25 protein-coding genes are annotated in these 26,320 nt (G+C 64.7%); 9 read left to right on the top strand and 16 right to left on the bottom strand.

From position 1 onward, the window contains the following. Positions 1-181 precede the first annotated feature (181 nt). Positions 182-955: a DUF4410 domain-containing protein gene (locus AWB66_RS01680; RefSeq protein WP_087628516.1), complete on the top strand. Its 774-nt coding sequence runs from the start codon at positions 182-184 to the stop codon at positions 953-955. A 43-nt stretch (positions 956-998) separates the two neighbouring features. On the opposite strand, the gene AWB66_RS01675 is transcribed toward AWB66_RS01680, so the two are convergent. Beyond that, the gene (locus AWB66_RS01675; protein ID WP_087628775.1) at positions 999-1,712 is read right to left on the bottom strand and encodes a carbonic anhydrase; all 714 of its coding nucleotides are present in this window, start codon (positions 1,710-1,712) and stop codon (positions 999-1,001) included. A 262-nt stretch (positions 1,713-1,974) separates the two neighbouring features. Here AWB66_RS01675 and AWB66_RS01670 point away from each other — a divergent pair, with 262 nt between their 5' ends. After that, positions 1,975-3,522, top strand: a complete 1,548-nt coding sequence (locus AWB66_RS01670) for a serine hydrolase (RefSeq protein ID WP_087628515.1) — start codon at positions 1,975-1,977, stop codon at positions 3,520-3,522. Here AWB66_RS01670 and tehA read toward each other — a convergent pair. Next, positions 3,486-4,514, bottom strand: coding sequence for a dicarboxylate transporter/tellurite-resistance protein TehA (tehA, locus tag AWB66_RS01665; RefSeq protein WP_087628514.1), 1,029 nt, complete (start codon positions 4,512-4,514; stop codon positions 3,486-3,488). The two genes, AWB66_RS01670 and tehA, sit on opposite strands and share 37 nt — an antisense overlap. Positions 4,515-4,646: 132 nt before the next feature. Beyond that, entirely contained in the window at positions 4,647-4,928 is a 282-nt protein-coding gene (locus AWB66_RS33545) for a hypothetical protein (protein WP_159462865.1), read from the bottom strand. Positions 4,929-5,057: 129 nt separating this feature from the next. Between AWB66_RS33545 and AWB66_RS01655 the strand changes: the two genes are divergently transcribed. Both AWB66_RS01655 and AWB66_RS01650 read left to right on the top strand, forming a co-directional pair. Then, a complete protein-coding gene (locus AWB66_RS01655) occupies positions 5,058-5,741 on the top strand; it encodes a TetR/AcrR family transcriptional regulator (protein WP_327353369.1) in 684 nt (227 codons plus the stop codon). 70 nt (positions 5,742-5,811) lie between these two features. Beyond that, a complete protein-coding gene (locus AWB66_RS01650) occupies positions 5,812-6,600 on the top strand; it encodes a class I SAM-dependent methyltransferase (RefSeq protein ID WP_087628511.1) in 789 nt (262 codons plus the stop codon). A 9-nt stretch (positions 6,601-6,609) separates the two neighbouring features. On the opposite strand, the gene AWB66_RS01645 is transcribed toward AWB66_RS01650, so the two are convergent. From AWB66_RS01645 to xylA, 4 genes are all read right to left on the bottom strand, one after another. Continuing rightward, positions 6,610-7,806, bottom strand: coding sequence for a sugar ABC transporter permease (locus AWB66_RS01645; RefSeq protein ID WP_087628510.1), 1,197 nt, complete (start codon positions 7,804-7,806; stop codon positions 6,610-6,612). Further along, a complete protein-coding gene (xylG, locus tag AWB66_RS01640; protein ID WP_125469639.1) occupies positions 7,796-9,370 on the bottom strand; it encodes a D-xylose ABC transporter ATP-binding protein in 1,575 nt (524 codons plus the stop codon). The genes AWB66_RS01645 and xylG overlap by 11 nt, the downstream gene beginning before the upstream one ends. A gap of 63 nt (positions 9,371-9,433) precedes the next feature. After that, the gene (xylF, locus tag AWB66_RS01635) at positions 9,434-10,462 is read right to left on the bottom strand and encodes a D-xylose ABC transporter substrate-binding protein (RefSeq protein ID WP_087628509.1); all 1,029 of its coding nucleotides are present in this window, start codon (positions 10,460-10,462) and stop codon (positions 9,434-9,436) included. A gap of 137 nt (positions 10,463-10,599) precedes the next feature. Beyond that, a complete protein-coding gene (gene xylA / locus AWB66_RS01630) occupies positions 10,600-11,916 on the bottom strand; it encodes a xylose isomerase (RefSeq protein ID WP_087628508.1) in 1,317 nt (438 codons plus the stop codon). A 248-nt stretch (positions 11,917-12,164) separates the two neighbouring features. Between xylA and AWB66_RS01625 the strand changes: the two genes are divergently transcribed. The 3 genes from AWB66_RS01625 to AWB66_RS01615 all read left to right on the top strand — a co-directional run bounded on the left by AWB66_RS01625 (position 12,165) and on the right by AWB66_RS01615 (position 15,288). Further along, complete coding sequence (locus tag AWB66_RS01625; RefSeq protein WP_087628507.1) at positions 12,165-13,373, top strand: XylR family transcriptional regulator; 1,209 nt, start codon at positions 12,165-12,167, stop codon at positions 13,371-13,373. Between the two features lie 23 nt (positions 13,374-13,396). Beyond that, on the top strand, positions 13,397-14,479 hold the full coding sequence (locus AWB66_RS01620) for an aldose epimerase family protein (protein WP_087628506.1): 1,083 nt from the start codon (positions 13,397-13,399) through the stop codon (positions 14,477-14,479). A gap of 62 nt (positions 14,480-14,541) precedes the next feature. Next, on the top strand, positions 14,542-15,288 hold the full coding sequence (locus AWB66_RS01615; protein ID WP_087628505.1) for a Pr6Pr family membrane protein: 747 nt from the start codon (positions 14,542-14,544) through the stop codon (positions 15,286-15,288). A 31-nt stretch (positions 15,289-15,319) separates the two neighbouring features. Here AWB66_RS01615 and AWB66_RS01610 read toward each other — a convergent pair whose 3' ends face one another. From AWB66_RS01610 to AWB66_RS01570, 9 genes are all read right to left on the bottom strand, one after another. Then, positions 15,320-15,628: an EthD family reductase gene (locus AWB66_RS01610; protein WP_087628504.1), complete on the bottom strand. Its 309-nt coding sequence runs from the start codon at positions 15,626-15,628 to the stop codon at positions 15,320-15,322. 45 nt (positions 15,629-15,673) lie between these two features. Beyond that, positions 15,674-16,606 (bottom strand): MBL fold metallo-hydrolase, encoded by a 933-nt coding sequence (locus AWB66_RS01605; protein ID WP_087628503.1) that lies wholly within the window; start codon positions 16,604-16,606, stop codon positions 15,674-15,676. Then, positions 16,606-17,460 (bottom strand): quinoprotein dehydrogenase-associated SoxYZ-like carrier, encoded by an 855-nt coding sequence (locus AWB66_RS01600; protein WP_087628502.1) that lies wholly within the window; start codon positions 17,458-17,460, stop codon positions 16,606-16,608. The genes AWB66_RS01605 and AWB66_RS01600 overlap by 1 nt, the downstream gene beginning before the upstream one ends. Before the next feature lie 60 nt (positions 17,461-17,520). Further along, positions 17,521-18,363, bottom strand: a complete 843-nt coding sequence (locus AWB66_RS01595) for a quinoprotein relay system zinc metallohydrolase 2 (protein ID WP_200818898.1) — start codon at positions 18,361-18,363, stop codon at positions 17,521-17,523. A 713-nt stretch (positions 18,364-19,076) separates the two neighbouring features. Continuing rightward, positions 19,077-20,090, bottom strand: a complete 1,014-nt coding sequence (locus tag AWB66_RS01590) for a LysR family transcriptional regulator (protein WP_087628500.1) — start codon at positions 20,088-20,090, stop codon at positions 19,077-19,079. A 55-nt stretch (positions 20,091-20,145) separates the two neighbouring features. Beyond that, entirely contained in the window at positions 20,146-20,868 is a 723-nt protein-coding gene (locus AWB66_RS01585; protein ID WP_200818897.1) for a hypothetical protein, read from the bottom strand. Positions 20,869-20,882: 14 nt separating this feature from the next. Then, positions 20,883-21,758 carry a substrate-binding domain-containing protein gene (locus AWB66_RS01580; RefSeq protein WP_087628499.1) on the bottom strand — a complete coding sequence of 292 codons (876 nt, stop codon included), beginning with the start codon at positions 21,756-21,758 and terminating at the stop codon, positions 20,883-20,885. Positions 21,759-21,816: 58 nt separating this feature from the next. Beyond that, a complete protein-coding gene (locus tag AWB66_RS01575) occupies positions 21,817-22,230 on the bottom strand; it encodes a c-type cytochrome (RefSeq protein WP_087628498.1) in 414 nt (137 codons plus the stop codon). A 206-nt stretch (positions 22,231-22,436) separates the two neighbouring features. Next, positions 22,437-24,248: a methanol/ethanol family PQQ-dependent dehydrogenase gene (locus AWB66_RS01570; protein ID WP_087628497.1), complete on the bottom strand. Its 1,812-nt coding sequence runs from the start codon at positions 24,246-24,248 to the stop codon at positions 22,437-22,439. Between the two features lie 417 nt (positions 24,249-24,665). Between AWB66_RS01570 and AWB66_RS01565 the strand changes: the two genes are divergently transcribed. Both AWB66_RS01565 and AWB66_RS01560 read left to right on the top strand, forming a co-directional pair. Beyond that, positions 24,666-25,052, top strand: coding sequence for a 4a-hydroxytetrahydrobiopterin dehydratase (locus AWB66_RS01565; RefSeq protein WP_087628496.1), 387 nt, complete (start codon positions 24,666-24,668; stop codon positions 25,050-25,052). A 199-nt stretch (positions 25,053-25,251) separates the two neighbouring features. Further along, positions 25,252-26,286: a beta-ribofuranosylaminobenzene 5'-phosphate synthase family protein gene (locus AWB66_RS01560; protein WP_087628495.1), complete on the top strand. Its 1,035-nt coding sequence runs from the start codon at positions 25,252-25,254 to the stop codon at positions 26,284-26,286. Positions 26,287-26,320 lie beyond the last annotated feature (34 nt).

Raw genomic sequence — 26,320 nt, 5'->3', positions numbered from 1 at the left:
AATTGTCGAATGGAGTTCGCGAAGCCGCTCACCCATACTCGCCTCTGTCGCTGGAGCACGAAAGAAAGCGCGCCAGCCGAGGAGTATCGCGCAACGACGACATCGCCCTCGCGATGTCCGGATTGTCCGGCGATACGTCGATCAAGATAGAGACACGGCTGTGTCGTTTGAGAGGGTGAACATGTTTGCTTCGATCGGTTCTTTCGGTAGTGCAAGTCGCAAGGGTCTGCGGATGGCTTCGGCGGCGATCGCCTTCAGTTCGGTGATGCTGGCGGGATGCGCGAGCACCGGCGCGAGCGCCGCGCAATATTCGGCGGCACCAGCGGCGCGGCCGGACACCATCTACGTGTACGCGTTCGACAGCGCGGCCGGCGAAGTCAAGCTCGACAGCGGCATGATGCAGAAGATGAAGGCGCGGGTGGAAGGCAAATCGGCGGCCGACGAGCAATCCGCCGACGCCGCCGAAGTCCGCGAGGACGTCGCAAACGAGATCGTGAAGCAGTTGCAGTCGATGGGCCTGCACGCAGTCCGCGCCGACGTGCCCGCGCCGGCCGCCGAGAACGTGCTGCTCGTGACCGGCCATTTCGACGACATCGATGCCGGCAGCCGCCGCCGCCGCACGCTCGTCGGGCTGGGCGCGGGCAAGAGCGAGGTGAGCACGTCGGTGCAGCTTCTCTACAAGCCGGCGGGCGGCGCCGCGCAGCTCGTGCAGAGTTTCGACGCGAGCGCCGACAGCGGCAAGATGCCCGGCGTCGCGGAAACGGCGGGCGTCGGCGCGGTCGCGGGCCATGCGGCGGTGTCCGCTGCGGCGGGCGCGGGCCTGCACGGCGCGTCGGAAGCGAAGCGCGACAGCGTGTCGGCCGACGCGAAGCATCTCGGCGATTCCATCGCGAAGCAGATCGCGCAAGTCGGCGTCGCACAGGGCTGGATGTCGACGAGCCGAGTCAAAGGCTAAGACAGTCGGAACACGGCGCAACGCGACGGCAGCGCGTTGCGCGTCAGATCAGCCGCACGTTGCCCGTCGCAAGATCGTAGATCCCGCCGACCACCTTCACGCGCCCGCTCTTCACATAGCGTTCGACCAGCGGCCGCGCGACCATCAGCCGGTTCGTGTTGAGCCGCACGTTCTCGATCGTGGTCTGCTCGATGAGATCGCCGCCCTGCGCGCGGGCGATGCGCAACGCCGGCTCGATCGCCCGCACGAGTTCGGGCAGGTGGCCGGGCAACCGGACACCTTCTTTCACCGCCTTGACCGTCGCTTCGACCGCGCCGCAGTGGCTGTGTCCGAGGACCACGATCAGCGGCACGCCGAGATACTCGACGCCGTATTCGAGGCTGGCAAGGATGTCGTCGTTGATGAAGTTGCCCGCGACGCGCACGACGAAAATGTCGCCGGGACCCTGGTCGAACGCCAGTTCCGGCGCGACCCGCGAATCCGCGCAACCGACGATCGCCGCGATCGGATACTGCGCCGCCACCCGCGCGACCCGTCCGGCGGAAAAATCGCGGTTGGCCGGCTGATTGGCCGCGTAGCGCGCGTTGCCCTGCATCAAGCGCGCGAGCGCCTCGTCGGGGTGGATCGAATTCGGCGCGGGGCCATCGGGCGGCGCCGCCGCCCGCGCATCGGCGAGCCGCAAGCCCGCGAATGCCGCCGACGCCACACCGGCCAGCAGCCAGTGACGCCGCGCGAGAGAACACGTTGGATCGCACATGGATCGCCTCGGATGGGAGAAGCGCGGCCGCGCGAACGTCCGTTTCGCGTCGTTCGCCTGCGCATCACATAGTCGCGCTTTTTGGGCCCAGTGCGCGTGAATCGTCGCGCGATAATCGATTACATGCGTCGACTCGACCGCGCCAAATTCCTCGCCGAATGAGCGGCTTCGCACAGACGATTTCGCGCGTGCCGCCCGAAGCTTCCAAGCCGAATCGCGCCGCACGTGCGCCACCGCATCGGCATCGCCGGGGAGAGCCTCGATGGGATCGACACCTTTGCAGGGACGCCGCCGCTTTCTCGGCGCCGCGCTGTGCGGCACGCTCGCGGCGTGCGGCGGCAGCGACTCGAACGGCGACGAGTCTCGGCCCGCGCCCGTCCCCGACAAGCAGATCAACGACGCCATCGGACAGCTCGACAAGCTCGCCGCCGACCTGATGTCGAGCCCTGGCGTCCCGGGCATGGCGGTGGCCGTCGTGCGCAACGGCCAGACGGTCTACACGAAAGGCTTCGGCACGCGGCTCGTCGGCTCGGGCCAGCCCGTCGATGCCGATACGGTGTTCCAGCTCGCGTCGGTATCGAAGTCGGTCGGATCGAGCGTGGTCGCGCATCAGGTCGGGAGCGGCAGCGTCACGTGGAACACGCCCGTGCGTGCGCATCTGCCGTGGTTCACGCTCTCCGATGCAGAGGTCAGCGAGGTCGTGCAGATCGCCGACCTGTACTCGCACCGGTCGGGCCTGCCGGATCATGCGGGCGATCGTCTGGAAGACATGGGCTACGGACAGACGGAAATCCTTCAGCGCCTGCGCTTTCTGCCGCTGCATCCGTTCAGGGGCTCGTACTTCTATACGAATTTCGGGCTGACGGCGGCGGCGGAGTCCGTGGCGATTGCTGCGGGCATCGACTGGGCGACGCTTTCGGAGCAGGTGCTGTATCAGCCGCTCGGCATGAGCAGCACGAGTTCGCGCTACGCCGACTTCGCCGCGCGCAGCAACCGCGCGCTCGGGCATGTGAAGGTGAATGGCAAGTGGGTACAGGGCCTGGGGACGATGCCCGATGCGCAATCGCCGGCGGGCGGCGTCAGTTCGTCGGTGAACGACATGGCGAAGTGGCTCGCGATGATGCTCGGCAACGGCGTGTTCAACGGCCGTCGCATCGTCGAGGAGAAGGCGCTCGCCGCGGCCACCAGCGCGCAGGTGCAGTCCGCGCCGCCGGGCGACGGCCATCCCGCGAGCTTTTACGGCTATGGCTTCAATGTCGGCACGACGGCGGCGAACCGGCCAAGCTACAGCCACTCCGGCGCGTTCGGCGTGGGCGCCGCGACCAACTTCCTCGTCGTGCCGTCGACGGGCGTCGCGATCATCGCGCTCACCAACGGCTATCCGATTGGCGTGCCCGAGACGCTGACCGCCCAGTTCTTCGATCTCGTGCAGTTCGGCTCTATTCAGCGCGACTGGGCAAAACTCTACGCCGATGCGTTTGCGTCGCTCAGCAAGCCGGAGGGTTCGCTCGTCGGCATGACGCCGCCCGCTTCGCCGCTGCCGGCCCGCGCGCTTTCCACTTACGCGGGAACCTATCGCAACGACTACTACGGGCCGATCCAGGTGGTCGATCAGGGCGGCTCGCTCGTGCTCTCGATCGGACCGCGCCCGATGCTGCTGCCGCTCACGCATTGGGACGGCGATGTCTTCACCTTCACGCTCGTCAACGAGAACGCGGCGCCGGGCACGATCTCGAAGGCGTCGTTCCTGAGCGACCGCGTGACGCTCGAGTATTACGACGAGGACGGGGTCGGCACGTTCATCCGCTGATCGGCGGCTTCGCGCAGGCTCGACGGCTCGGTTTGCGCGGCCACTGCGGGCAGCAATTCGCCGCGCAATATCAGCGCGACCGTCTTCACGACCAGCATGCCGATCACCACGTTCGCCGCGATGAAGAGCGACGGAGCAAGCCACGCGACGAGTCCGGTGCTGCCGCGCTCGACCATGCGCATGGCGAGCGTCGGCAGCGCCGCGACGCCGAAGCTGAACGCCCAGTACGACGGCGTGAAGGCTTGCTTGCGAATCCACGGCAACAGGCGCAGCAGCAGGAGCGCCTGATAGAGACCGTAGCCGAGCAGGATCATCGCGAACACGTCGGGCGTGCCGCTCGTGATGCTCATGTACGTGACGCCGCCCACGACCGGAGGCGCAAGCTGGATGCCGAGCGTCGGCCGCAGCGCGTCGGGCAGCGGCTCGTGTACCGCCGCGCGATGCAGGATCATCGATTCGAGCGCGAGCCACGACAGCACGCCCGCGCCGAAGAACAGCGCGCCGAGCTGGGTCCAGCCGAACGCGGCCGCCGTCGTCCCGGCAACGAAGCTCGTGCCGACCGACGGCAGGTAGATGGCGGGCGTGGTCAGTTCCGCCTTGCGTCCGCCCTGCCAGAAACGTCCATGCAGGTAGACGCCGATTGCGAGCGCGCTCGCCGCCGCGACGACGAAGACCGCGAAGGCCAGCGGCCGAGAATAGTGGATAAGCGCCTGCGCGGCGAGCAGGCTCGACACGGGCCCGAGCGCCGCAAACGAAGACTGCACCGGATGCTGCATCTCGACGATGGCTGCATCGCGATGCACGAGCCACTTGTGCGCATAGCCGGCCAGCACCGCGACCCATACAGCAAGCGCCGCGAGCGTCAGCAAGTGTTCGACTGCGGCCGGCACGGGCCAGATTCTCTCCGCGACCCGCCACGCATTCGCCATCGCCAGCGCGCCCACCGCAATGCCGAAGAACGCCACCGGCATCGGTCCACGATTCTTGTTCATCGCTCTATCTCCTGAAGGATTCGCGACGGCCCGTTTCATGGCGAGCCCGTCAATGGGACGTAATTTAACGGGCGCCGTGTTTCTCGTGAATGCCGGTGAGACTCAGGAACATGCTCGATCGGATCAAACGGGTTATTGGCGGACTGTCGCGCTCGCCTGCTGGGACGTTTGCGCCGGCAGCACCGACGTCAAAACAGTAGCCGGCAGGTGCCTCGCTTCCTCGTTGTTCACCGCGCCGACGAACTTCCACCCCCCGGGCATTTTCACGAACGTGAAGCCAGTGGGCTGGTCGACGAAGACGTCGAAGGTCTTTGCCGAATCGGTGGATACAGCGACGGCCGTTGCCTGCGCGAACGAAACGGCGGGACCGGCGATGATGATTGCGGCGACAGCCGCGCGGATCAGTGCTTTCATGACGACACTCCTTCAAACGGAACGATGGCGGCGAATGCCGCCCATCTGTTTTATGTAACGATTGATACAGATATTAGTCGAACCGGCTGGTGTGTGTCCAGCATTTTTGTTATGCTCGATACATAAATAATGAAGACACCGGGAACCGGCGTCCGTCGAACAGGAGCGCAGATGTCATCGGTAAATGAGGAATCGGCAAGGCGGCCACGCGGCCGGCCGCGCGCCTTCGACCGCGACGCCGCCTTGCGGCGCGCGATGGAGGTGTTCTGGGAGAAGGGTTTCGACCGCACGTCGGTGAACGATCTCGCCGACGCGATGGGCATCAATTCGCCAAGCCTTTACGCGGCGTTCGGTGGCAAGGAAGATCTCTTTCGCGAGGCGCTGGGGCTTTACGGGACCGCGGAGGGGGCGATCGTGCGCAGGGCGCTCGAAGAAAACGCGGGCGGCCGTGAAGCGATCGCCGCCATGTTCAGACGCAACATCGAACTGTTCACGCGGCCCGGCAGGCCGCGCGGCTGCATGCTGATACTCGGCACGATCCAGGTCGGCGGCGAGCACGAGGCGCTGCGCGCCATGTTGCGCAAGGGCCGCCAGGGGCTGATCTCGATGATCAGAAAGCGGCTTTTGAAAGCCGTGGAAGACGGCCAGCTGGCTCGTTCGGTCGATACCGAAGCGCTCGCCGCGCTGTGCGTCACCGTGCTGTGCGGCATCTCCGTTCAGGCACACGATGGCGCCTCGCGTGCCTCACTCTATAGCGCGATCGATGCGTTCGTCGCCGCGCTGCCTTTCCGCGAGCCAACGCGCGGTTCATGATTGAAAGCACCCACCGCTACACTCCCGATACCGCGCCGCAAGCGCGGCTTCGTTCATCGGGAGAGTCAGCATGACCCAGGCATCCGGCACAGTCCACCACGCCGCCGCCGACGGCTACACCACGCACACCGCCGACACCTACGTGCGCGGCCGTCCCGACTACCCGGCGGCGCTCGCCGAGTGGTTGCGCGACCAACTCCGTCTCGCTGAAGGCCAGACCGTGATCGATCTGGGCGCGGGCACCGGCAAGTTCACGCCGCGCCTGATCGCAACGGGCGCACGTGTGATCGCCGTCGAGCCGGTTGCGGCGATGCGCGAAAAACTCTCGGCGACGTTGCCGCACATCGAAGCGCTCGCCGGCACCGCCGATTCGATCCCGCTGCCCGATGCGTCGGTCGATGCGGTCGTTTGCGCGCAGTCGTTCCACTGGTTCGCAACTCGCGAAGCGCTCGCCGACATCCTGCGCGTGCTCAAGCCCGGCGGCAAGCTCGGGCTGGTCTGGAACCTGCGCGATGCGCGCATCGACTGGATCGGGCGACTCGATGCGATCGTGAACCGTCATGAAGGCGATACGCCGCGCTACTACACCGGCGAGTGGCGCGCCGTGTTTCCGTTCGATGGTTTCGGACCGTTGCAAGAGACACATCTTGCGCACGGCCACACCGGCACGCCCGACGACGTGATCGTCAACCGCGTGCGGTCGACGAGTTTCATCGCCGCGCTGCCGGCCGATGAGCGCGTCAAGATCGATGAGGAACTGCGCGCGTTGATCGCCAGCGAGCCGTCGCTTGCGGGCAAGCGCAAAGTCACCGTTCCCTACGAAACCGCCGCGTTCTGTATCGAGAAGCTCGCAAATTAATCACGCGCCTCACCGCTGGTTCGAGCCCGACACCACATCGATCCACACGGCTAGCACGAGGATGCCGCCCTTCACGATCATCTGCCAGTACGAATCGACATCGAGCATCGACATGCCGTTGTCGAGGCTCGCCATCACGAGCGCGCCGATCAATGCGCCGTAGACCGTGCCCGACCCGCCGCGCATCGACGTCCCGCCGATGAAGCACGCGGCGATGGCATCGAGTTCGCCCATCGACCCTGCCGACGGCGAGCCCGCCGCGAGCCGCGCCGTGTTGACCAGGCCGCCAAACGCGCACATGAGACCCATCAGCGCGAAGATCGCGAGCTTCACGCGATTGGTGTTGACGCCGGAAAGACGCGTCGCTTCGAGGTTCGATCCGACTGCGTAGATGCGGCGCCCGAACACGGTTTGCGTGGCGATGTACGTGAACACGCCAAGCAGCGCGAGCAGCAGCAACACGGGCACCGGAATGCCGCCGTAACGGTTGAGCGTCGCGACGAACGCGAGGAGGATCACGCCCGCCGCGACGATCTTCACGCCGTCCTGCCACATCGGCACGACGGGCAGGCTATAGCGCTGACGATTGGTCCGCTGGCGCACGGTCAGCACCGCGAGCAGCACGAACAGCACCACAGCAAGCGCATTGCCCGCGATGCGCGGCAGATAGCCTTGCCCGATGAAGACGAGGTTGTCCGAGACCGGCGCGATGGTCGAACCGCCCGTGATGCCGAGCAGCACGCCGCGATACGCAAGCATGCCGCCCAGTCCGACGATGAACGAAGGCACGCGCAAGTACGTGGACCACCAGCCGTTGAAGAAGCCGATCGCGATGCCGAGCAGCATGACCGCCGGCAACGTGAGCGCGAGCGGCCAGTGGTACGTGACGTCGAGGATCGCGGCCACGCCGCCGAGCAGACCGAGCAGCGAGCCGACCGACAGATCGATCTCCCCCGCGATGATCACGAACACCATGCCGCACGCGAGCATGCCGGTGATCGACATCTGCCGCAGCAGGTTCGACAGGTTGCGCGGTGTGACGAACGCGCCTTCAGTCAGGAACGAGAAGAAGATCCAGATGACCGCGACGGCGAGCAGCAGCGCAAGCAGCTTGTAGCGCGCAAACAGTTGCTTGAAGCGCTGTCCCGGTGAACGGGAAGGGCCGCTCTTTGCGCTCTTGCTCGAAGTAGTCAGATCAGGCGTCATGCTGCACTCGCTGAGGTTGTCGCTCGGTTATCGCTTCGTTGCCGCCGGCGCCGATCGCCGCCGACAGTATGTGTTCCTGCGTAAGTCCATCGTTGACGAAGTCGCCGCGCAGTTCGCCCTCGCCGATCACGAGCACGCGATCGCTCACGCCCAGCACTTCTGCCAGTTCCGACGAGACCATGATGATCGACACGCCGCGCTTCGCTAGCGCGAACATGAGCTTGTAGATTTCGAACTTGGCGCCGACATCGACACCGCGCGTGGGCTCGTCGAGAATCAGCACGGCTGGATCGGTGAGCAGCATGCGCGTGAGCACCGCCTTCTGCTGATTGCCGCCGGAAAGACTCGCGATCGACAGCATCGGATGCGCCGCGCGCACCGACAGGCGCTTCATCTCGGTGTGGATCGTGTCGAGTTCGGCGGCGGCGTCGATGCGGCCACCCTTTGCGAAGCGCGCCAGCACCGCGAGCGTGATGTTCTGCCCGACGCCCAGTTGCGGCACGATGCCATGACGCTTGCGGTCTTCCGGCACCATCGCGATGCCCGCGCTAATGGCATCCGAGGGCGACGCAATTTTCACGCGCTTGCCGTTCATCCAGACTTCGGCCTCGCTCACTCCTGGATACGCGCCGAAGATGGCCTGCATCAGTTCCGTGCGCCCCGCGCCGACGAGCCCCGCCACGCCGAGAATCTCGCCGCGCCGCAACGTGAACGACACGTTGTCGACCCGCTTGCGGTTCGCGTTCGTCACGTCGAGACAGGTCACGTTGCGCGCCTCGAAGATCACTTTGCCAATGTCATGCGGCTCGCGCGGAAAGAGGTTCGTGATCTCGCGTCCGACCATCATCGCGATGATGCGGTCGGTGCGCAGTTCCTTCATCGGCTGCGTCGCAACGTGCCTGCCGTCGCGGATCACGGTGATGGTGTCGCAGACGGCTTCGACTTCATCGAGCTTGTGCGAGATGTAGACGCATGCCACGCCGCGCCGCTTCAGGTCGCGCACGATATCGAGCAGGATGCGCGTCTCGGCTGCGGTCAGCGATGACGAAGGCTCGTCGAGGATCAGGAGCTTCGCGCGCTTGTTGAGCGCCTTCGCGATCTCGATCAGTTGCTGATGGCCGCCGCCGTAGTTCATCACCGGCTGCGCAACGTTAATGCCCTCTATGTTCAGTTCGCGCAGCAACTCGGCCGCGCGCCGGTACATCGCCGCGTAGTTCATGCGGCCGCCGGGCAGCGTGATCTCGTTGCCGAGAAAGATGTTCTCCGCCACCGACAACTGCGGCACGAGCATCAGTTCCTGATGGATGATGACGATGCCCGCGCGCTCGGTGTCGCGGATGCTCGTCGCGCGCAACGGTTCGCCTTCCCAGCGGATGTCGCCGTCCCAGGTGCCGTGCGGATACACGCCCGAGAGCACCTTCATCAGCGTCGATTTGCCCGCGCCGTTCTCGCCGCAGAGCCCCACGCATTCGCCGGGCGCGACGACGAGATCGATGCCGTCGAGCGCCTTCACGCCGCCAAACGACTTGACGATGCCGTGCATCTCCAGAAGCGCTTGTGCCATGCTCGGATTCCTGGCTGATTGAGAGACACGCGGGCGCACACTCGGTGCGCCCGCGCTCGCCGCCTAGTTGCCAGCCAGTTGAGCCTGCGTATAGAAGCCGTCCTTGATGACGACGTCGACGTTGCCCTTCGTGAGGAGCGTCGGTTGCAGCAGCACGGTATCGACCTGCTTCTTGCCGTTGTCGTACTTCGCGTTGTACTTCGGCGTCTGGCCTTTGGCGAGATCGACTGCAAGCTGCGCCGCCTCGCCCGCGATCAGCTTGAGCGGCTTGTAGACGGTCATCGTCTGCGTGCCGGCCACCAGCCGCTTCACCGCCGCGAGGTCCGCGTCCTGTCCCGACACCGGCACCTTGCCCGCCATCTTCTGCGCGGCGAGCGCCTGGATCGCGCCGCCGGCCGTACCGTCGTTCGACGCAACGATGGCGTCGATCTTGTTGTTGTTCGCGGTGAGTGCGTCCTCGGTGATGCGCAGCGCCGTCGCCGCGCTCCACTCCGGCACCCACTGCTGCCCGACGATCTTCACGTCGCCACGATCGATCGCGGGCTTCAGGATCTTCATCTGCCCTTCGCGCAGCATCTTCGCGTTGTTGTCGGTGGGCGCGCCGCCGAGCAGGAAATAGTTGCCCTTCGGCTGCGCGCCGAATACGCCCTGCGCCTGCATCTCGCCGACCTTCTCGTTGTCGAAGGAGATGTAGGCGTCGACATCGGCGTCGAGGATCAGGCGGTCATACGACACGATCTTGATGCCCGCCTTGTGCGCCTCGGCCACCACGTTGCCGAGCGTTTTCGAATTGAACGGCACGATCACGATCACATCGACGCCGCGCGAGATCAGGTTCTCGATCTGCGAGATCTGACGCGCTTCGCTTGCATCCGCCGATTGCACCGACACCTTCGCGCCGAGCTTCGTGGCGGCGGCCACGAAGTAATCGCGGTCGCGCGACCAGCGCTCGACGCGCAGGTCGTCGATGCAAAAGCCGATTTCGGGTTTGTCCTTGCTTGCATGAGCCAGCGACGAAACCATCGACAGGCTGGCGAACATCGCGGTACAGACGAGCGTACTCAACGCCTTGCGGCGCATGGCTGATTTCATGTCTCACTCCTATATGGTTGGCGGCCGGTCCGTTCCCCGCATGCGAGAGAGAGGGAACGCCGGCGGAACCTGCTGATGCGCCGCGAATCGTGGTTCGCGGTCGTCGTTATGCGTGGTGTATCAAACCGGTTGCAAAGCTAACCATATATCGCCCGGTTGACGATGTTTTCGAGCCGCTCTTGCTGCCCGCTGACGTGCTTCGGTGCAATCTCGCGAGCGAGCGCGTCGGCCGCGAGCGAGTCGAGCGAATAGCCGCCCGCCAGCACCTTGCGGCCGAAGTCGCTGTCCCAATTCGCATAGCGCGCTTCCTTGAGCCTTGCAAGCTGATCGTCTTCGATGAGCGCGGCGGCACGTTCAAGCGCTACCGCAATCACGTCGATCGCGCCGATGTGACCGTGAACCAGATCCTCGGCATCGACGCTCTGGCGGCGCACCTTGGCATCGAAATTCATGCCGCCCGTCGTAAAGCCGCCGTGACGCAGGATTTCATAGAACGCGAGCGTCAGTTCCTCGACGCTGTTCGGAAACTGATCAGTGTCCCAGCCGTTTTGCGGATCGCCGCGATTGGCGTCGATGCTGCCGAACACGCCGAGCGCAATCGCTGTCGCAATCTCGTGATGAAAGGAATGACCCGCGAGCGTCGCGTGATTGGCCTCGATGTTCACGCGGATCTCGTCCTGCAAGCCGAACTGCGCGAGAAAGCCATGAACGGTCGCCACGTCGTAGTCGTACTGGTGCTTGGTCGGCTCCTGGGGCTTCGGCTCGATCAGCAGTGCGCCCTTGAAACCGATCTTGTGCTTGTGCTCGACCACCATCGACAGGAAACGCGCAAGCTGCTCGCGCTCGCGCTTCAGGTCCGTATTGAGCAGCGTCTCGTAGCCTTCGCGGCCGCCCCACAGCACGTAGTTCTCGCCGCCAAGACGCTGCGTCGCTTCGAGCGCCTGCAACACTTGCGTCGCCGCGAACGCGAACACATCGGGATTCGGATTCGTTGCCGCGCCCGCCGCGTAGCGCGGATGCGAGAAGAGGTTCGCCGTGCCCCAGAGAAGCCTCACGCCCGTGTCGGACTGCTTGCGCGCGAGGTAGTCGCTCATCTTCCTGAAGTTGCTCACATAGTGGCGAATGCCGTCGCCTTCGGGCGCGACGTCGGTATCGTGGAAGGTGTAGAACGGCGTGCCGAGCTTGCCGAACAGATCGAACGCGGCGTTCGCCTTGAGCTGCGCCATTTCGAGCGCATCGCCCGCTTGCTGCCAAGGACGCTTGAACGTGCCCGCGCCGAACATGTCGGCGCCCGGCCAGACGAAGGTATGCCAGTAGCAGACCGCAAGGCGCAGATGATCTTCCATGCGCTTGCCTAGCACGAGCTTGTCGCGGTCATAGTGGCGATAGGCAAATGGATTCGTCGTTTCGCGGCCCTCGAAGCGAACGGCGGGCAGGTGCTCGAAGTAGGACATGCGCGTCTCCATGAATGTTGTATGCCGCACCGCACGAAGCGCAACGGCGATGAAGTGACGCCATGCTGCCAGCATGCCGGGGATCGCGGCAATTGCGAAATCCGCCAGCGCCGATGTCGATTCTTGTTGTCGGCGATAATGCGCTGGCGGGCCGCTCGCACTGCGGCCTAGAATAAGCTGAACGCTTAAAACAAGGCGCAAGCCGCATAAGGAGACGACGAAGCGACCGCTTCGTTCAAGCACAGTCGATGACAAGACATCAGGCCGCTCCACGCACGCACCGCATCGCGCTGCTCTTCAATGCGAACAAGGTGTACGACCGCGAGATCATCACCGGCATTGGCAACTATCTGCTGTCGACGCGCGTCGCATGGGACCTCTTTCTGGAGGAAGACTTCCGCGCGCGCCTGACCGGCATCGAGCGCTTCGAAGGCGACGGCATCATCGCAGACTTCGACGATCCCGCCGTCTGCGATGCGCTCGCCGATTGTCCGCTGCCGGTGGTCGCGGTGGGTTCGTCGTATGAGGATGCAGCGTGCTATCCCGCGAATCTGCCGTACATCGCCACCGACAACGCGAAGCTCGTATCGCTCGCGTACACGCATTTGATTGGCGCGGGCTTGCAGCGCTTCGCACTCTACAGCTTGCCGGAGTCGCTCGAGAACCGCTGGGCGCAGGAGCGCGAACTCGCATTCCGCGCGCTGCTCGACGCCGACGGACTCGAAGCCGACATCCATCGCGGCCTGCCGACGAGCGCGCCCGTCTGGAACCAGGCGAGCGCGCAACTTACGTCGTGGCTGCAAAGCCTGCCGAAGCCCGTCGGCGTGATCGCCGTGACCGATGCGCGTGCGCGGCATCTGTTGCAGGCATGTCTGATTTCGGGCATCGCGGTGCCCGAGGAAGTTGCGATCATCGGCATCGACAACGACCCGCTTACGCGCTCGCTCACGCGCATACCGCTTTCATCCGTGATCCAGGGCACCGAGGAAATGGGCCGCACCGCCGCGCACTTGCTGCACCAGATGCTGGGCGGCGCGCGCTTCGCCGGACGCCGCATTCTCGTGCCGCCGGTCGGGATCAACGTGCTCGAATCGACGCGCCATCAGCCCGTGTCGAGCCCGCATGTGATGCGCGCGCGGCATTACGTCAGGCAATATGGATGTCAGGGCATCAAGACCGAACAGGTCGCCGATTACGTGGGCGTGTCGCGCTCGTCGCTCGAAGATCACTTCAGGCGCGAACTCGGCTACACCGTGCATCAGGAAATCCTCAATCACAAGCTCGATGTCGCGAAGCAATTGCTCGCACGTCACGACATGTCGAGCGCCGAAGTGGCGATTCGCTGCGGCTTCACATCGGTGCAGTACATGTACGCTGTTTTTCGTCGCGAACTCGACTGCACGCCGCGCGAGTTTCAGGAGCGTCTGCAAAAATCGCAGGCGCCGCAACCCGGCTGACGCCACGCATCCCACTCGTCCTCATGAATCTCGCCGACACCGGCAGCACCGGCCGCACCACTCACGCACGCATCGGCGTCGAGCGCTGGGGGCTCGTGCCCGGCGGCGACGCGGCACGGCTCTTCACGCTGCGCAACGCGCACGACATGCGCGTGGCGATCAGCGACCTGGGCGCGACGCTGGTGTCGTGGCACGCGCCGGATCGCTCGGGCCGCATCGCCGACGTGCTGCTCGGCCACGACACACCCGCGGACTATCTCGCCGCGAGCGCGTTCATGGGCGGCACGATCGGGCGCTGGGCGAACCGCATCGCGGGCGCGCGCTTCGCGCTCGACGGCGTGACGTATTCGCTCGATCGCAATGACGGGCCGAATCATCTGCATGGCGGCGCGACCGGTTTTCATCGTGCAATGTGGAGCGCGCGCGAAGTGGATGGCGCGCTCGTCATGACGCATGAATCGCCCGAGGGCGACGCGGGCTTTCCCGGCGCGCTGAAGGTCGCAGTGCGCTTTTCGCTCGACGACGACGGCACGCTCACGATCGACTACGAGGCGCATTCGGATGCGCCGACGCCCGTCAACCTGACGAATCATGCTTACTTCAATCTGTCGGGAGATGCGCCCGACGTGCGCGGCCACGTCATCGCGATCGAAGCGGATGCGTTCTTCGAAGTGGACGACACGATGATTCCGGTGGCACGCGCCGACGTCGCGGGCAACGCCTTCGACTTTCGCGCGGGCGCGCCGATCGGTGCGCGGCTCGACTGGCCCGATGTGCAGCTCGCGCGCGCCGGGGGATTCGATCATTGCTATGTGCTGCGTGCGAAAGACGATCGGTTGCGCACCGCTGCCGTTCTCTACGATCCCGCGAGCGGGCGCGAACTGACCGTTGCCACGGACATGCCGGGCATGCAGTTTTATACGGGGAATTTCCTCGCTGGCGTCGTGGGGCGCGGGGGCCGGGTGTATCGCAAGCATGCGGGTCTTTGCCTCGAAACGGGCGCGTTCCCGAATCAGGTCAATATGGACCGTGAGGCGGCCAAGGTCGTGCTGCGGCCCGGCGAGTGCTACCGGCAGACGACGAGTTACAGGCTGGGCGTGCGCTAGGCGTTTGCTTGCCATCGCCGCACGCTCTGCACGGACCGGGCGTCGCCGATAGAATCAGCGGCATGGCTACTTCGAATCCCCCAGCCGGCGGCCAGGAACCGGAACTCCCGCTGCACACGCCGAGCGTCGCATCGCTTTCGATGGCGGCGGCCATCGCGCTCATCGCGTGGCTCGCGCTCGCCGCGCAGACCGACATCACGATCGACCGCTGGGTATCGCGCGGCTACACCGTCTTCGACGGCATCGAGCGCATGAGCAGCTACCTCACGAACCTCACCGTGTTCCTGAGCGCGATCTGCTTTACCTTCGTCGCGACGCGCGCGCGTTCGCCCGTCGCGCGCTTCTTCCGGCAGCCGACTGTCGTGACGGCCATCGTCGTCTACATGGTGTTCGTCGGCATCGCGTACAACGTGCTGCTGCGCTATCTGTGGACGCCGTCAGGCTATCGCGCGCTCGTCAACGAGTGTCTGCACACGTTCGTGCCGGTGCTCGCTGCGCTCTTCTGGGTGTTCTTCGTGCCGCGCTTTCACCTGACTGTGCGGCAATGCCTGCTCTGGCTCGTCTATCCGCTCGCTTATCTGTGCGTGACGCTCTTGCGCGGCAGCGTGTCGGATTTCTATCCGTATCCGTTCATCGATGTCGGCGAGCTTGGCTATCCGCACGTCCTCGCTAACGCGACGCTCCTCGTGCTCGCGTTTCTCACGCTGATGGGCGTGTTCATCGCGATCAATCATCGCCGCCCGGATCTCGACATGCCCGACGCCGCCGAGCAAGAAGAGCAGCAAGAACAGGCACGCGACGAACGCTAAGCGCCGCCGCGTCGTGACACCGAATCCGCGTTCAGGCTTCTTGCGTGTCGAACATCAACAACTCGACGCCGGCCTGCGCGAAGTTCGCGAGATCGCCGGCGGTCGCCTTTCCTTCGGGCGTGCCGAGTGCCGTCTGGATCGCCGCGAGCGATTCGAATTCGAGGATCGCGACGAGGTAATACGGCGACTCACCCGCCGCGACGTTCACGGGCCCCTTGCTCATTCTGTAACTTTTGAGTCCCGGCAGCGTCTTCGCGAGCGGCGCATGCGTGGACGTGTAGTGCGCATCGAAGGCGGCCGGGTTCGCCGGGGTCTTGTAGAGCGCCAAAAGTGTAGCCATAGGGTGTCTCCTGTGTGGATCTGAGTTGGACGTTTGAATGCCGGGTCACTGCTTTTCGAGTTGCAGATAAAGCCGCTGCACGTTCTGCGGCTGCGCGATTGCATACAGCTGGTAGTGGCGAAAATCCTTCAGTTGCACGGTATGCATCGCGTCGGTGAGGCCGGTGCCGTTGGCGTAGGCGCGGCGCACGGCAGTGTCGAGTTCGCGAAGATACGTCGCGGTCTGCCTGAATCCGTCGCCGTCTTTCACGAGCGGTCCGAAGCCCGGCACCACGACACGCGGCTCCATCGCGCGCAGTTGGTCGAGCGCCGCGAGCCAGCCGGGAATCTGTTCGTTGCGAAGCTCGGGAATCCGTCCGACGTTCACGAGGCCGCCCGCGAATACGGCGCCGGTCGCGGTATCGAGCACGGCGAGGTCGCCGGGCGTGCTTGCCGGACCGAAGTGCAGCAACTGCAGTTCGCGTCCGCCGCTTTCGATGCGCGTGCTCGCATCCACCGTGCGATCGGGCACGGTCACGCGCGAGCCGCTCATCTCCTCGTCGCCGAGCGTGCGTTGCAGGTTCTTCAAACAGATCGCGCAGCGCTCGCGGATCAGTTCCGCCGCGCGGCGATGCGCGAGGATCGGCACGCCACGGTCCCGGAACGCCGACGCCCCGAACACGAACTCCGGCGCCTGATGCGTGATGACGACGAGTTCGACGGGCAGCGGCGTGACCGCGCGGATCGCTTCGATCATCGCGCGCCCGTAGCGGTACGACGAACCGGTATCGACCACCGTCACGCCGCTCTTGCCGACGATGAATCCGTTGTTCGCGACGATGCCGCGGTTGGCCGGCGCGACCGCATCGGCGTCGCCCAACATCGCGTACACGCCCGGCGCGATCTGCTGCGGCACGGGCACGTCGCCCGCCGCCGCGCGCGCCAGCGCCGCGCAGGCGAGCAACATCGTCAAGAGAAGGAGCCGCTGCAAGGCGCGCATCAGAGCCCGTTCGATGAAGTGCGTTGCACGCCGCCTTGCGCGTTCACCGCGACGGCGCCCTGGAACTGCTTGTTCTTCGTGTCCTCGGCCTGCGCCTTTAGTTCGCCGCTGCCTTGCGGCACGAAGTAGAAGCGGAAATTCGGGTTCTCGCTGATCGAGAAATTGACGTTGGCCGTCATGACCGGCTTGCCGTCGTAAGTCACCGCGACCTTGCGGATGAAATACGCGCTCGAATAATTGCGCGTGACCTGGTTCATCGCCATGCCGGTGCGGTTCGGATGGCGCACCATCACCTGCGCGAGTTGCGGTTGTCCAACGACCGTCTTGCCTTCAGCCGTGATCCGGACCTGGCCCGCGCTTGCCTCGGCGGCGGCGTCGTCCTTGCCTGCGGGCGCCGAGCATCCGCCCGATGCCTTTATGAAGCGCACCGCGCTATACAGATGCCCGTCATTGGTCTCCGCGATGGCCCGCATGAACGTGTAGTCCTCCACCCGCACGCGCGTCTCGATGTTCGCGAGCCCGGATTCCGGCGTGAATTCGAAGAAGCCCGCATACGGCTCGGGATTCTCGTCGATGAAGAGATAGATCTTCCTGATGAAATGCGCGGGCGTCTGCGGAAACTGCGCGGTGATCGAGATCGGGACGACGGCGGCATCGGCGGCGCGCGCGGGCGCTTCGAGCTTGATGACCGCGTCGCCATGCGCATCGACCGGGCGGCCCTTGAACATGCCTTCCTTGAAGTCGAGCCAGTGCGCTTCCTTGCCCGGATCGTCGTCGGGCTGCGCGGCGTAGGCGCCGTTCAGTGCGAGCGTCGCGAATAAGGCGATCAGCGAGTTGCGCCTTGAGATGACCATGATGTCCCTCCGTTCATTCTGCTTGCGCGACGGAATGCGTCGCGCGGCACTACCGCGGTCTTACTTTTCCCACTCGAGTTCGGCATACGCGGCCGTCACGTTGCGGCGATGGTAGAGGTCGAAGAGGAGCCAATTGTTGTGCTCGTTCACGCCGATCGTATCGATGGCCTGCTGCATCGTCTCGCCCCGCCCGATTGCCGCACGCACATCGCGCGCCAGGTTCGCGAGATAGGCTTCTTCGGCATCGAGCGCGGCGGGCCACGGTGTGTCGATGGGACCGTGCCCGGGCACCACCCGCCGCGGATTCATCTGGCGAATCAGCGCGATGTCGGCGAGCCAGCCCGTCACGCTGCCGTCGATCACGGGGATGCACTTTACGAAGAGCAGATCCGCGAGCCAGAGCGTGCCGGTCTTCTCATCGTATACCGTCAGGTCGTTGTTCGTATGGGCTGTTTTCCATGCGCGCAACACGAGCTTGCGATCGCCGAGATCGAGCGTCTTCGTCGACTCGACGACGAGCGTCGGCAAGACGATTTCGCTGCCATCGGCGAGCGAGCCGAGTTCGCGCCGCAGCACGCGCTGGTAGCTCTCGGCATGCGATGCCTCCGCCTCGCCAAGCGTGGCGCTGCCGACGAACGTCGGGCGGTCGTCGCGGAAGGCGGCGTTGCCGAAGATGTGATCCGGATGCATGTGCGTGTTGATGACGTAGCACACGGGAAGCGGCGTCACGGCGCGGATCGCCGCGCGCAGTTCGCGGCCTTCTTCGGCCGTACCGCCGGTGTCGATCACCGCGACGCAGCGCTTGCCGACGATAAAGCCGATGTTCGCGATATCACCCTTGTTCTCGCGTGTCGCGACGTCGTCGTGGCCGCGATGCACGTAGAGGCCCGGAGCGAATTGCATCACCGCGAGTGGCTTTGCGGACTGGGCTGCTGCGCTCGTGCACAGCAGGAGTGTGAGGGTCAGGTGGTGCCCATAGCGCTTTCGTGGAACTTGCTTTCTTTGTGGTCTATTAGCTCTGCCCCTGTCCGGGGCGGGACTTACTTTCTTTGCTGCTGCAAAGAAAGTAAGCAAAGAAAGCAGCTTTTCTGGCATCAGTCTCATGAGTGCAACGCCCGCACAATACAGAGTGGACATACCGCCTAAAGGTCGCCCTCTAAGGACTAACCCGGCTTGGTGCGATTAACCACCGTGTCATCGCACAGCAAACTACTTGGTAAGGCAGTCATCCACCCGTCCGCGCTTCGCGGACGACAGGCATAACCGAAAACCATGGGTCCGCAACGGCAACCGCAACCGCAAACATCAACCGCGCAACCAATACACCTGACGTCTGAGCGAAGCGAGGACGGATGGATGACGGCTGTACCAATTCGTTCGCTGCGCGATGACACAATGGTTAATCGCACCAAGCCGCTAAGGACCTTTGAGGGCGACACTTAGGCGGTATGTCCACTCAGTACTTCAAGGGCGTTGCCGCTTCAAGAACTGCTGCCTAAAAAAGCTGCTTTCTTTGCTTACTTTCTTTGCAGCAGCAAAGAAAGTAAGTCCCGCCCCGGACAGGGGCAGAGCTAATAGACCACAAAGAAAGCAAGTTCCATAGAAGCGCAGAAACATCAGACGGTGTTCACCCCACCCACCCCCGCCGCCGAGGCAGCCCCCCCAATCAACTCCCCCTGCGGCCGCTTCCCGCGCCGCACCCCGAACGGGGCATATTCCGCTTCGAGAAACGGCTCGGCATGTTCGAGCAGAAAGCGCCGAAACGCGAGACACGTCGGCGACAACTGTTTCGAACGCGAATGCACCAGCTGCCAAGTGCGCTCAATGGGCATGCCATTCACATCGAGCACGGCAATCTCGCCGGTGCGCAATTCGAGCGCGAGCGTGTGCAGCGAGATCAGACTCACGCCCATGCCCGCCATCACGGCTTGCTTAATGGTTTCGTTGCTGCCGAGCGTCACGCTGCGCGCGGGCACGAACAGATGCTGACGAAACATGTGCTCGGCGACCGCGCGCGTGCCGGAACCCGGTTCGCGCAACAGGAACGTATCTCCCGCAAGCTCCTGCAGATCGAACCGCTCCGCATGCCGCAAGCGATGCGTCAGCGGCGCGACGATCACATGCGGGTGATACGCGAGCGGCTCGGCCGTCGTGCCGAGTTCGGGCGGCGGGCGGCCCATGATCGCGAGGTCGGTCGCGTTATCGGCGAGCCAGCGCAACAGCGTCTCGCGATTGCCGACCGAAAACCGCACGTCGACCTTCGGATACTGCTGCGAGTAAAGCGCGAGGAGCTTGGGCGCGAAGTAAGTCGCGGAACTCACGATGCTCACCGCGATGGAACCGCTGTCGGCCTGCGTGAGCGACATCATCGCGTCCTCAGCGTCCTTGATCTCGCCGAGGATGCGGCTCGCGTGATGCGAGAGCCGCTCGCCCGCCTCGGTCAGCGAAAGCCGGCGCGCGACGCGCTCGAAGAGCGGCAGTCCGATCGCCTCTTCGAGCTGCCGGATCTGCATCGACACCGCGGGCTGCGTGAGATGCAGTTCCTCGGCCGCGCGCGCGAAGCTCGGGCAGCGGCACGCAATCACGAAGATCTGCAACTGGCGCAACGTCAGCGAGCGGATGAAGTTCACGATGGGCGGCCATGCGTCGAGAAAAGCCGGACGACGCGCCCGGCTCCAACCACAATCAACGGCTCGCGCGCGGTGCGTTCGCCGGCTTCTGGGGAACGGGGTTGCCGGGCTTCGCCGGCACGAGCGCATGCTGCGCGCTCTGGAAATTCAGCGTCTCCGTTTGCAGCGGATGATCGAAATCGTTGTTCTGGCCGGGCACTTCGGTGCGGATCGTCATCACGTGGCCCGGCACGTCGTCGGCGACGATGAATGTGTAGCGCTTGCCCGTGTACTGCGGAAAGCGCGAGGCGTTCGGGTCGTCGAGATACGGCTGGATCACGATCTTCTGCGCCTTCACCTTCTTGCCGCCCGCGTCGCTCACGATCTGCGTGATCGGCGGCCCGGCCGCGAGCGCAAGCCGCACGCGCTGCTGGAAATAACGCCGCTTGCCGCCCGTCATCTGCTCCATCTCGGCGATGTCGTGTTCGAGAAAGTACAGGATCACCGGATTGCACGGCAGGTTGCCCGGCACGTCCACCGGCCCCGTGCGATCGGACACGCGCGCATCGCCGTTCGCGTTGCCCGCGCTCACGACGAGCACGCGCACCGTATCGTTGACCTTCGCGGGCGGGCCCGACATCTCCATCACATAGTCCAGCTCGGTCTCGGCACCGATGCTCTTCATGTGCGGCGACATGAAGAGCAGCTGTTCGGCCGGCGCGATGGCGTCGCCGGGCTTGTCGGCGGCGTTCGCCTGCATTGCGAGCGCGGCTGCAAAGAGGCCTGCTGCGACCTTCATCACAGGCAAGCCCCTCATTGCGCGGATACCGGTTGCAACGGCAGGAGCGGCACTTGGTAGCCCGTCAGGATCTGGTCGATCTTCGGCTGATTCGCGGCGATCCAGTTGTCGATCTTGTCCTTCCATGCCTTCTCGCCGTAGCGCACGCCCATCGAGATCTCGTAGTCGAAGCGGATGCCGGGCGTCGGCGGGAACGGCACGAGCCGCACCGAATCGCCTGCGCGTTTCGTGAAGTAGCCGGCAATCGGTCCCCACAGGAACACGACGTCGACCGTGCCCTTCGTCAGGTCGTGCTCGATCATTTCGCCCGGGAATGCCTGCGGGTCGCCGCTTTGCACTTTGTACGACACGGCCTGTTCGATCAGGTTATTGCCGAGCAGCCAGTCGACGGCGGGCGTCTGCGAGAAGATGCCGAGCCGCAGCTTCTTCAGTTGATCGGGCGGCAGCTTCAGCAGGTCGGAAGGCGTCTGGATGCTCGCGAACTCGGGCCGGTTCGGGAACACCATCGCGTAGGTGGAATGCAGGTAGGGGCGCGTCGTGGCCGCGAGGTCGTAGCCCTTCGGCAAGCCGATCACGAGATCGCACTTGAAGCGCTCGGTGTCGGGCACCTTGGCGCGCAGCGTATTGCGGATGAAGCCCATGCGCTGCGGAAAATACGTGTACTCGATCTTGTAGCCGAAGTCGCTCGCTATCTGGTCCGCGATCTTGTTCTCGTAACCCTCGCCCTTGTTGTTCGACAGCGGCATGTTGTTCGGGTCGGCACAGACACGCAGCACGCCATCGGCGCCGTCGTTGTTGGGCAACGCGGCATCCTGGGCGAATGCGCCTTGCGCGGCGCACGCCGAGAGCAGCGCCGCAACGAACACACGCCTTACCTTGCAATCAGACATCGACACCTCCGGTTATGACTTCGGGCACACGTTTGACACAACGTAGCACGCAAGCACGTCATTTGGCATCGATGGCCTGCAAGTCGCCCGGGTTGATCTTGCCGTCGGAGCGCCCCTTCAGATACGCGTACAGGTTTTCCCAGTTCTTCTGCATCATCTGGCTCGAACTGAAGTCGGGCATGCCCTTGTCGATCCGACCGCCGAATACCGTGCGGTGAAACTCCTTCGTGTCGAGCGTCTTGAATGCCTCGATCAGCGACGGGCCGACCATGCCTTCCTGCTTCGCCCCGTGACAGCGTTCGCACGCGAGCGCCCGCCACGTCTTCCAGCCTTGCAGGGTGTTGCTGTCGACCTTGTTGCCGTCGACGACCTTGTACGCCACCGGCTTCATTTGCCCGGCATCGGTCTGGGCATAGGAAGGGGGCAACGCAAAGAGTGCTATCGCCAGCGGCAAGAGTGCTCGGCCTTTCATCTGTCTGTCTCCTGTCGGCCGAAGCCGGCGCCTTGGCGCCTGACCCGGACCGCATGCAAGGGTTGCGGTTCTTCCGGCATTCGCGCCGGGGTGAAACACGAACTTCTGCTGCTTTCGGGACGCCGCCAGCCGCCGCCTCATGTTTCGAGGCGGGGCGTGACGTGCGTTTGACGCTTGATGTGACTCAGAGATCGGGCAGGAACGAATCAGCCGCCCGGGATGGCGAACACGAAGAGCGTGCCGCCGAGCGCCGTGTACTTCGCCAGTTCGCGATAGCCGCCGACCGCGCCCAGGCCTTCGGTCGACTTCTGCAAGCCGGCTGCCATGCCGATGCCCGCCCAGCCGCCAATACCCGAATACACGCCGACGTACTGCTTTCCGTTGAACTGATAGGTGAACACGTTGCCGATGATCCCCGACGGGGTCTTGAACTTCCACAGCTCCTTGCCGTCCTTGATGCGCACTGCCTTGATATAGCCTTCGAGCGTGCCGTAGAAGGCGATGCCGCCGGCCGTCGTGAGCGCGCCCGACCACACCGAGAACTTCTCCGGCTTGGACCACGCGATCTTGCCCTTGCTCGCATCCCACGCGATGAAGTTGCCCATCGCGCCCTTCTCGTTCGGGCCCGGGAACATCGAGAGCGTCGCGCCGACGAACGGCTGGCCCGACACGTACTCGACTTCGAACGGCTCATAGTCCATGCAGACGTGATTCGTCGGCACGAGGAAGAGCCCCGAGTTCGGGTCGAACGATGCGGGCTGCTGGTCCTTCGAGCCGAGCGCCGCCGGGCAGATGCCCTTCACGTTCTTGTCGGGACCGGCTGCCTGCGTCGAGTACTTCACGTTGCGCACCGGCAGGCCGCTCTTCACGTCGACGCTGTCGGCCCAGTTCACCGCCGGGTCGTACTTCTGCGCGACGAGCAGTTCGCCCGTCTCGCGGTTCAGCGTGTAGCCGAAGCCGTTGCGGTCGAAGTGGACGATCGCCGGAACCTTCTTGCCGCCCATCGGCAGGTCCGCGAGGATCATCTCGTTCACGCCGTCATAGTCCCATTCGTCGTGCGGCGTCATCTGGTAGACCCACTTCGCTTTACCCGTGTTCAGGTCGCGGGCGAAGATGGACATCGACCATTTGTTGTCGCCGGGACGCTGCGTGGGGTTCCATGTGCCCGGATTGCCCGTGCCGTAGTACACAAGGTTGAGCTTGGGGTCCCATGCATACCAGCCCCAGGTCGTGCCGCCCCCGGTCTTCCACTGGTCGCCCTTCCAGCTCTTGAGCGACGAATCCGCACCGACCGGCGTCATCTTGCCGTCGACCCAGGTCATCGTCTGCTGCGGGTCGAGCAGCATTTCGCTGTCGGGGCCCGTGCTGTAGGCCTTCCAGACTTCCTTGCCGGTCTTCATGTCGTATGCGATCAGCCGGCCGCGCACGCCGAACTCGCCGCCCGAGATGCCGGTGAGCACCTTGTCGCCGAAGACGTGCGGCGCGTTGGTGTTGGTTTCACCCGCTTTCGGATCGCCGTTCTGCGCGGTCCACTTCACTTCGCCCGTCTTCGCGTCGAGCGCGACGAGTTTCGTGTCGGCCTGCTGCAAGAAGATCATGCCGTCGCCATAGGCGAGGCCACGGTTGACCGTGTCGCAGCACATCACCGAGATGACCTGCGTGTCCTGCTTCGGTTCGTATTGCCAGATGAAGGTCTGGTCTTTCAGGTTGATCGCGATGACCTTGTTGGGAAACGGCGAATGGATGTACATCGTGTCGCCGATGACGAGCGGCGAACCTTCGTGACCGCGCAACACGCCGGTCGACATGGTCCAGGCCACTTGTAGCTTGCCGACATTCTGCTCATTGACCTGCTTGAGCGGGCTGTAGCGGTGATTCGAATAATCGCCCGCCTGTGCCGCCCAGTTCGATGGGTTCTTGATCAGTGTGTCGAGCTGCGAGTCTGCTTGAGCGACATATGAATTCAGACTCGTCGTCGCGACCACCGCCAGTCCAAGAACCAGGGTGCGTAAGTTCATGTCTCCTCCAGAATGGTGATGCCGTCCGACCAGGGATGACCACGCTACCGCTTGCATTCCCGCGCGCCTTCTCGAATGCAGGTAACGAGCAACGCCCAAGCCCGGTTCATTGCCGGGCTGATTGCGTATCGGGGGCAATTGCATATTCCATGCCGGAAAGCGCGCTGCCCGCTCCAGTGCTGCCGCACGCGGGCTGCACGTGGCCTGCGCGCGGGTGGGCCGCGAGCGCCGGGCATCGCCGCGACGGGGCTTGCGACACATACTGTGTCAAATTCGCGATACGAAGCGCGCCGCACGCCACACTTCAGGCGCCGTCCGCACATGACGCGATGCAGCACCCAAGCGCCTTTTCCTCGATGGCGCATACTGGATGCACGCACTTCGTGTTCATCGACATCGCCTCTGGAGGCCATCGCCATGACTCAAGCCGAGAAGGTCTACACCGAAGCAGAAATCAAGGAGCGGCTCACCGGCGCGTTGCAGCACTGGTATCTGGAAGACGGCTGGCTCAGGCGCAAGTACAAGACGGAGGGCTGGAAGGGCACGCTGATGGTGGTCAACACCGTGGGCCATCTCGCGGAAGCGGCGTGGCATCACCCGGACCTGACGGTCTCGTATGCGTTCGTCATCGTGAAGCTGATCACACACACGGCGAAGGGCATCACGGACAAGGACCTCGCCCTCGCCACGAAAATCGAGGATGTCGTTCAGTGGCAGCCGGGCAAGGAAGACGGTCCGCTCGAAGGCACTCCCGCCGACGACCAGCGCTTTCGCTATATCAAGTACGACGCGGCGAAGTCCTGAGCACTTTGCTGAAGTCCGGTTGAACAGTATGGCGCAGGCGTGACACAGTGCGCGCCGTCCCTGCGCGCGCGGGCGCCCAGGCCTGCCCGGCTCCGGCTGGTACGGCTCTTGCCTCAGATGCTCGGCCCGCGCGGCTGCCATGCGCGACGCGCCCAGCCAGCGCCGTCTGGAACGCCGACCTCAACTTGGGACACTCGCGATGCAGATGCCTTCCGGTCGCCTTTCGCCGCCATCGGCCGTGACGGTCGATGCCGCCGCGCGCCTGCATCTCGGCTTCATCGATCCGAACGCCTCGCTCGGACGCGCGTTCGGCAGCATCGGCCTCACGATCGACACCCACGGCACGCGCATCACCGCACGGCATGCGGACACGATGCGCGTCGAAGGCGCCGCGAGCGAAGCGCAGCGCGCGCGCATCGAACGGTATCTGGAGCAACTGCGCTCGGCGTTTGGCGGCTCGCCGGTGGCGGTGGAAGTGAACGAAGCGCCGCGCGCGCATACGGGTCTCGGCTCCGGCACGCAGCTCGCGCTGGCGGTCGGCACGGCCTACGTGCGGCTCGCGGGTCGCGGCGCGACTACCGCGCAGATCGCGCGCCTGCTCGAACGCGGCGCGCGCTCGGGCATCGGCATTCACGGCTTCGACCACGGCGGGCTGATGGTCGATGGCGGACACGACGCGAACTTCGCGGCAGGCAGCGCGCGCGTGCCACCGCTCCTGTTTCGCCAGCCGTTTCCCGACGCCTGGCGCGTGCTGCTCGTCGACGACACGTCCCGCGAAGGCCTGCACGGCGACGAAGAGCGGCGCGGCCTTGCCGCCCTCGGCGCCTTTCCGCGCGCGCTCGCGGCGCATCTGAGCCATCTCGTGCTGATGCGCATCCTGCCGGGCATCGCCGAGAGCGACTTCGACGCCTTCGCGAAAGGCATCGGCGAATTGCAGCAGACGATCGGCGCGTACTTCGCGCCCGTGCAGGGCGGCGTGTTCTCCAGTCCCGCCGTCGAAAGCGTGCTCGGCGCGGTTGCCGCGGTCGAAACAGCGGGCATCGGACAGACCTCGTGGGGACCGACCGGCTTCGCCTTCCTGCACGGCGAACGCCAGGCCGAGCGCGCGCTCGCCGTCGCGCGCGAGGCGAGCCGCGCGCTGCCGTCCATTGCGTGCTCGATCGCCACCGGCCGCAATCGCGGCGCGAACTGGCGGGCGGCCAATCAAGAGAAATGCGGCATCGACGCCGCGTGACGTGAGAGGGCGTGCCCGGGCGTGCCGCGCTGCC

This window comes from Caballeronia telluris (assembly GCF_001544495.1).
Taxonomy (GTDB): domain Bacteria; phylum Pseudomonadota; class Gammaproteobacteria; order Burkholderiales; family Burkholderiaceae; genus Caballeronia; species Caballeronia telluris.
This window is presented reverse-complemented; position numbering and strand designations above follow the sequence as displayed.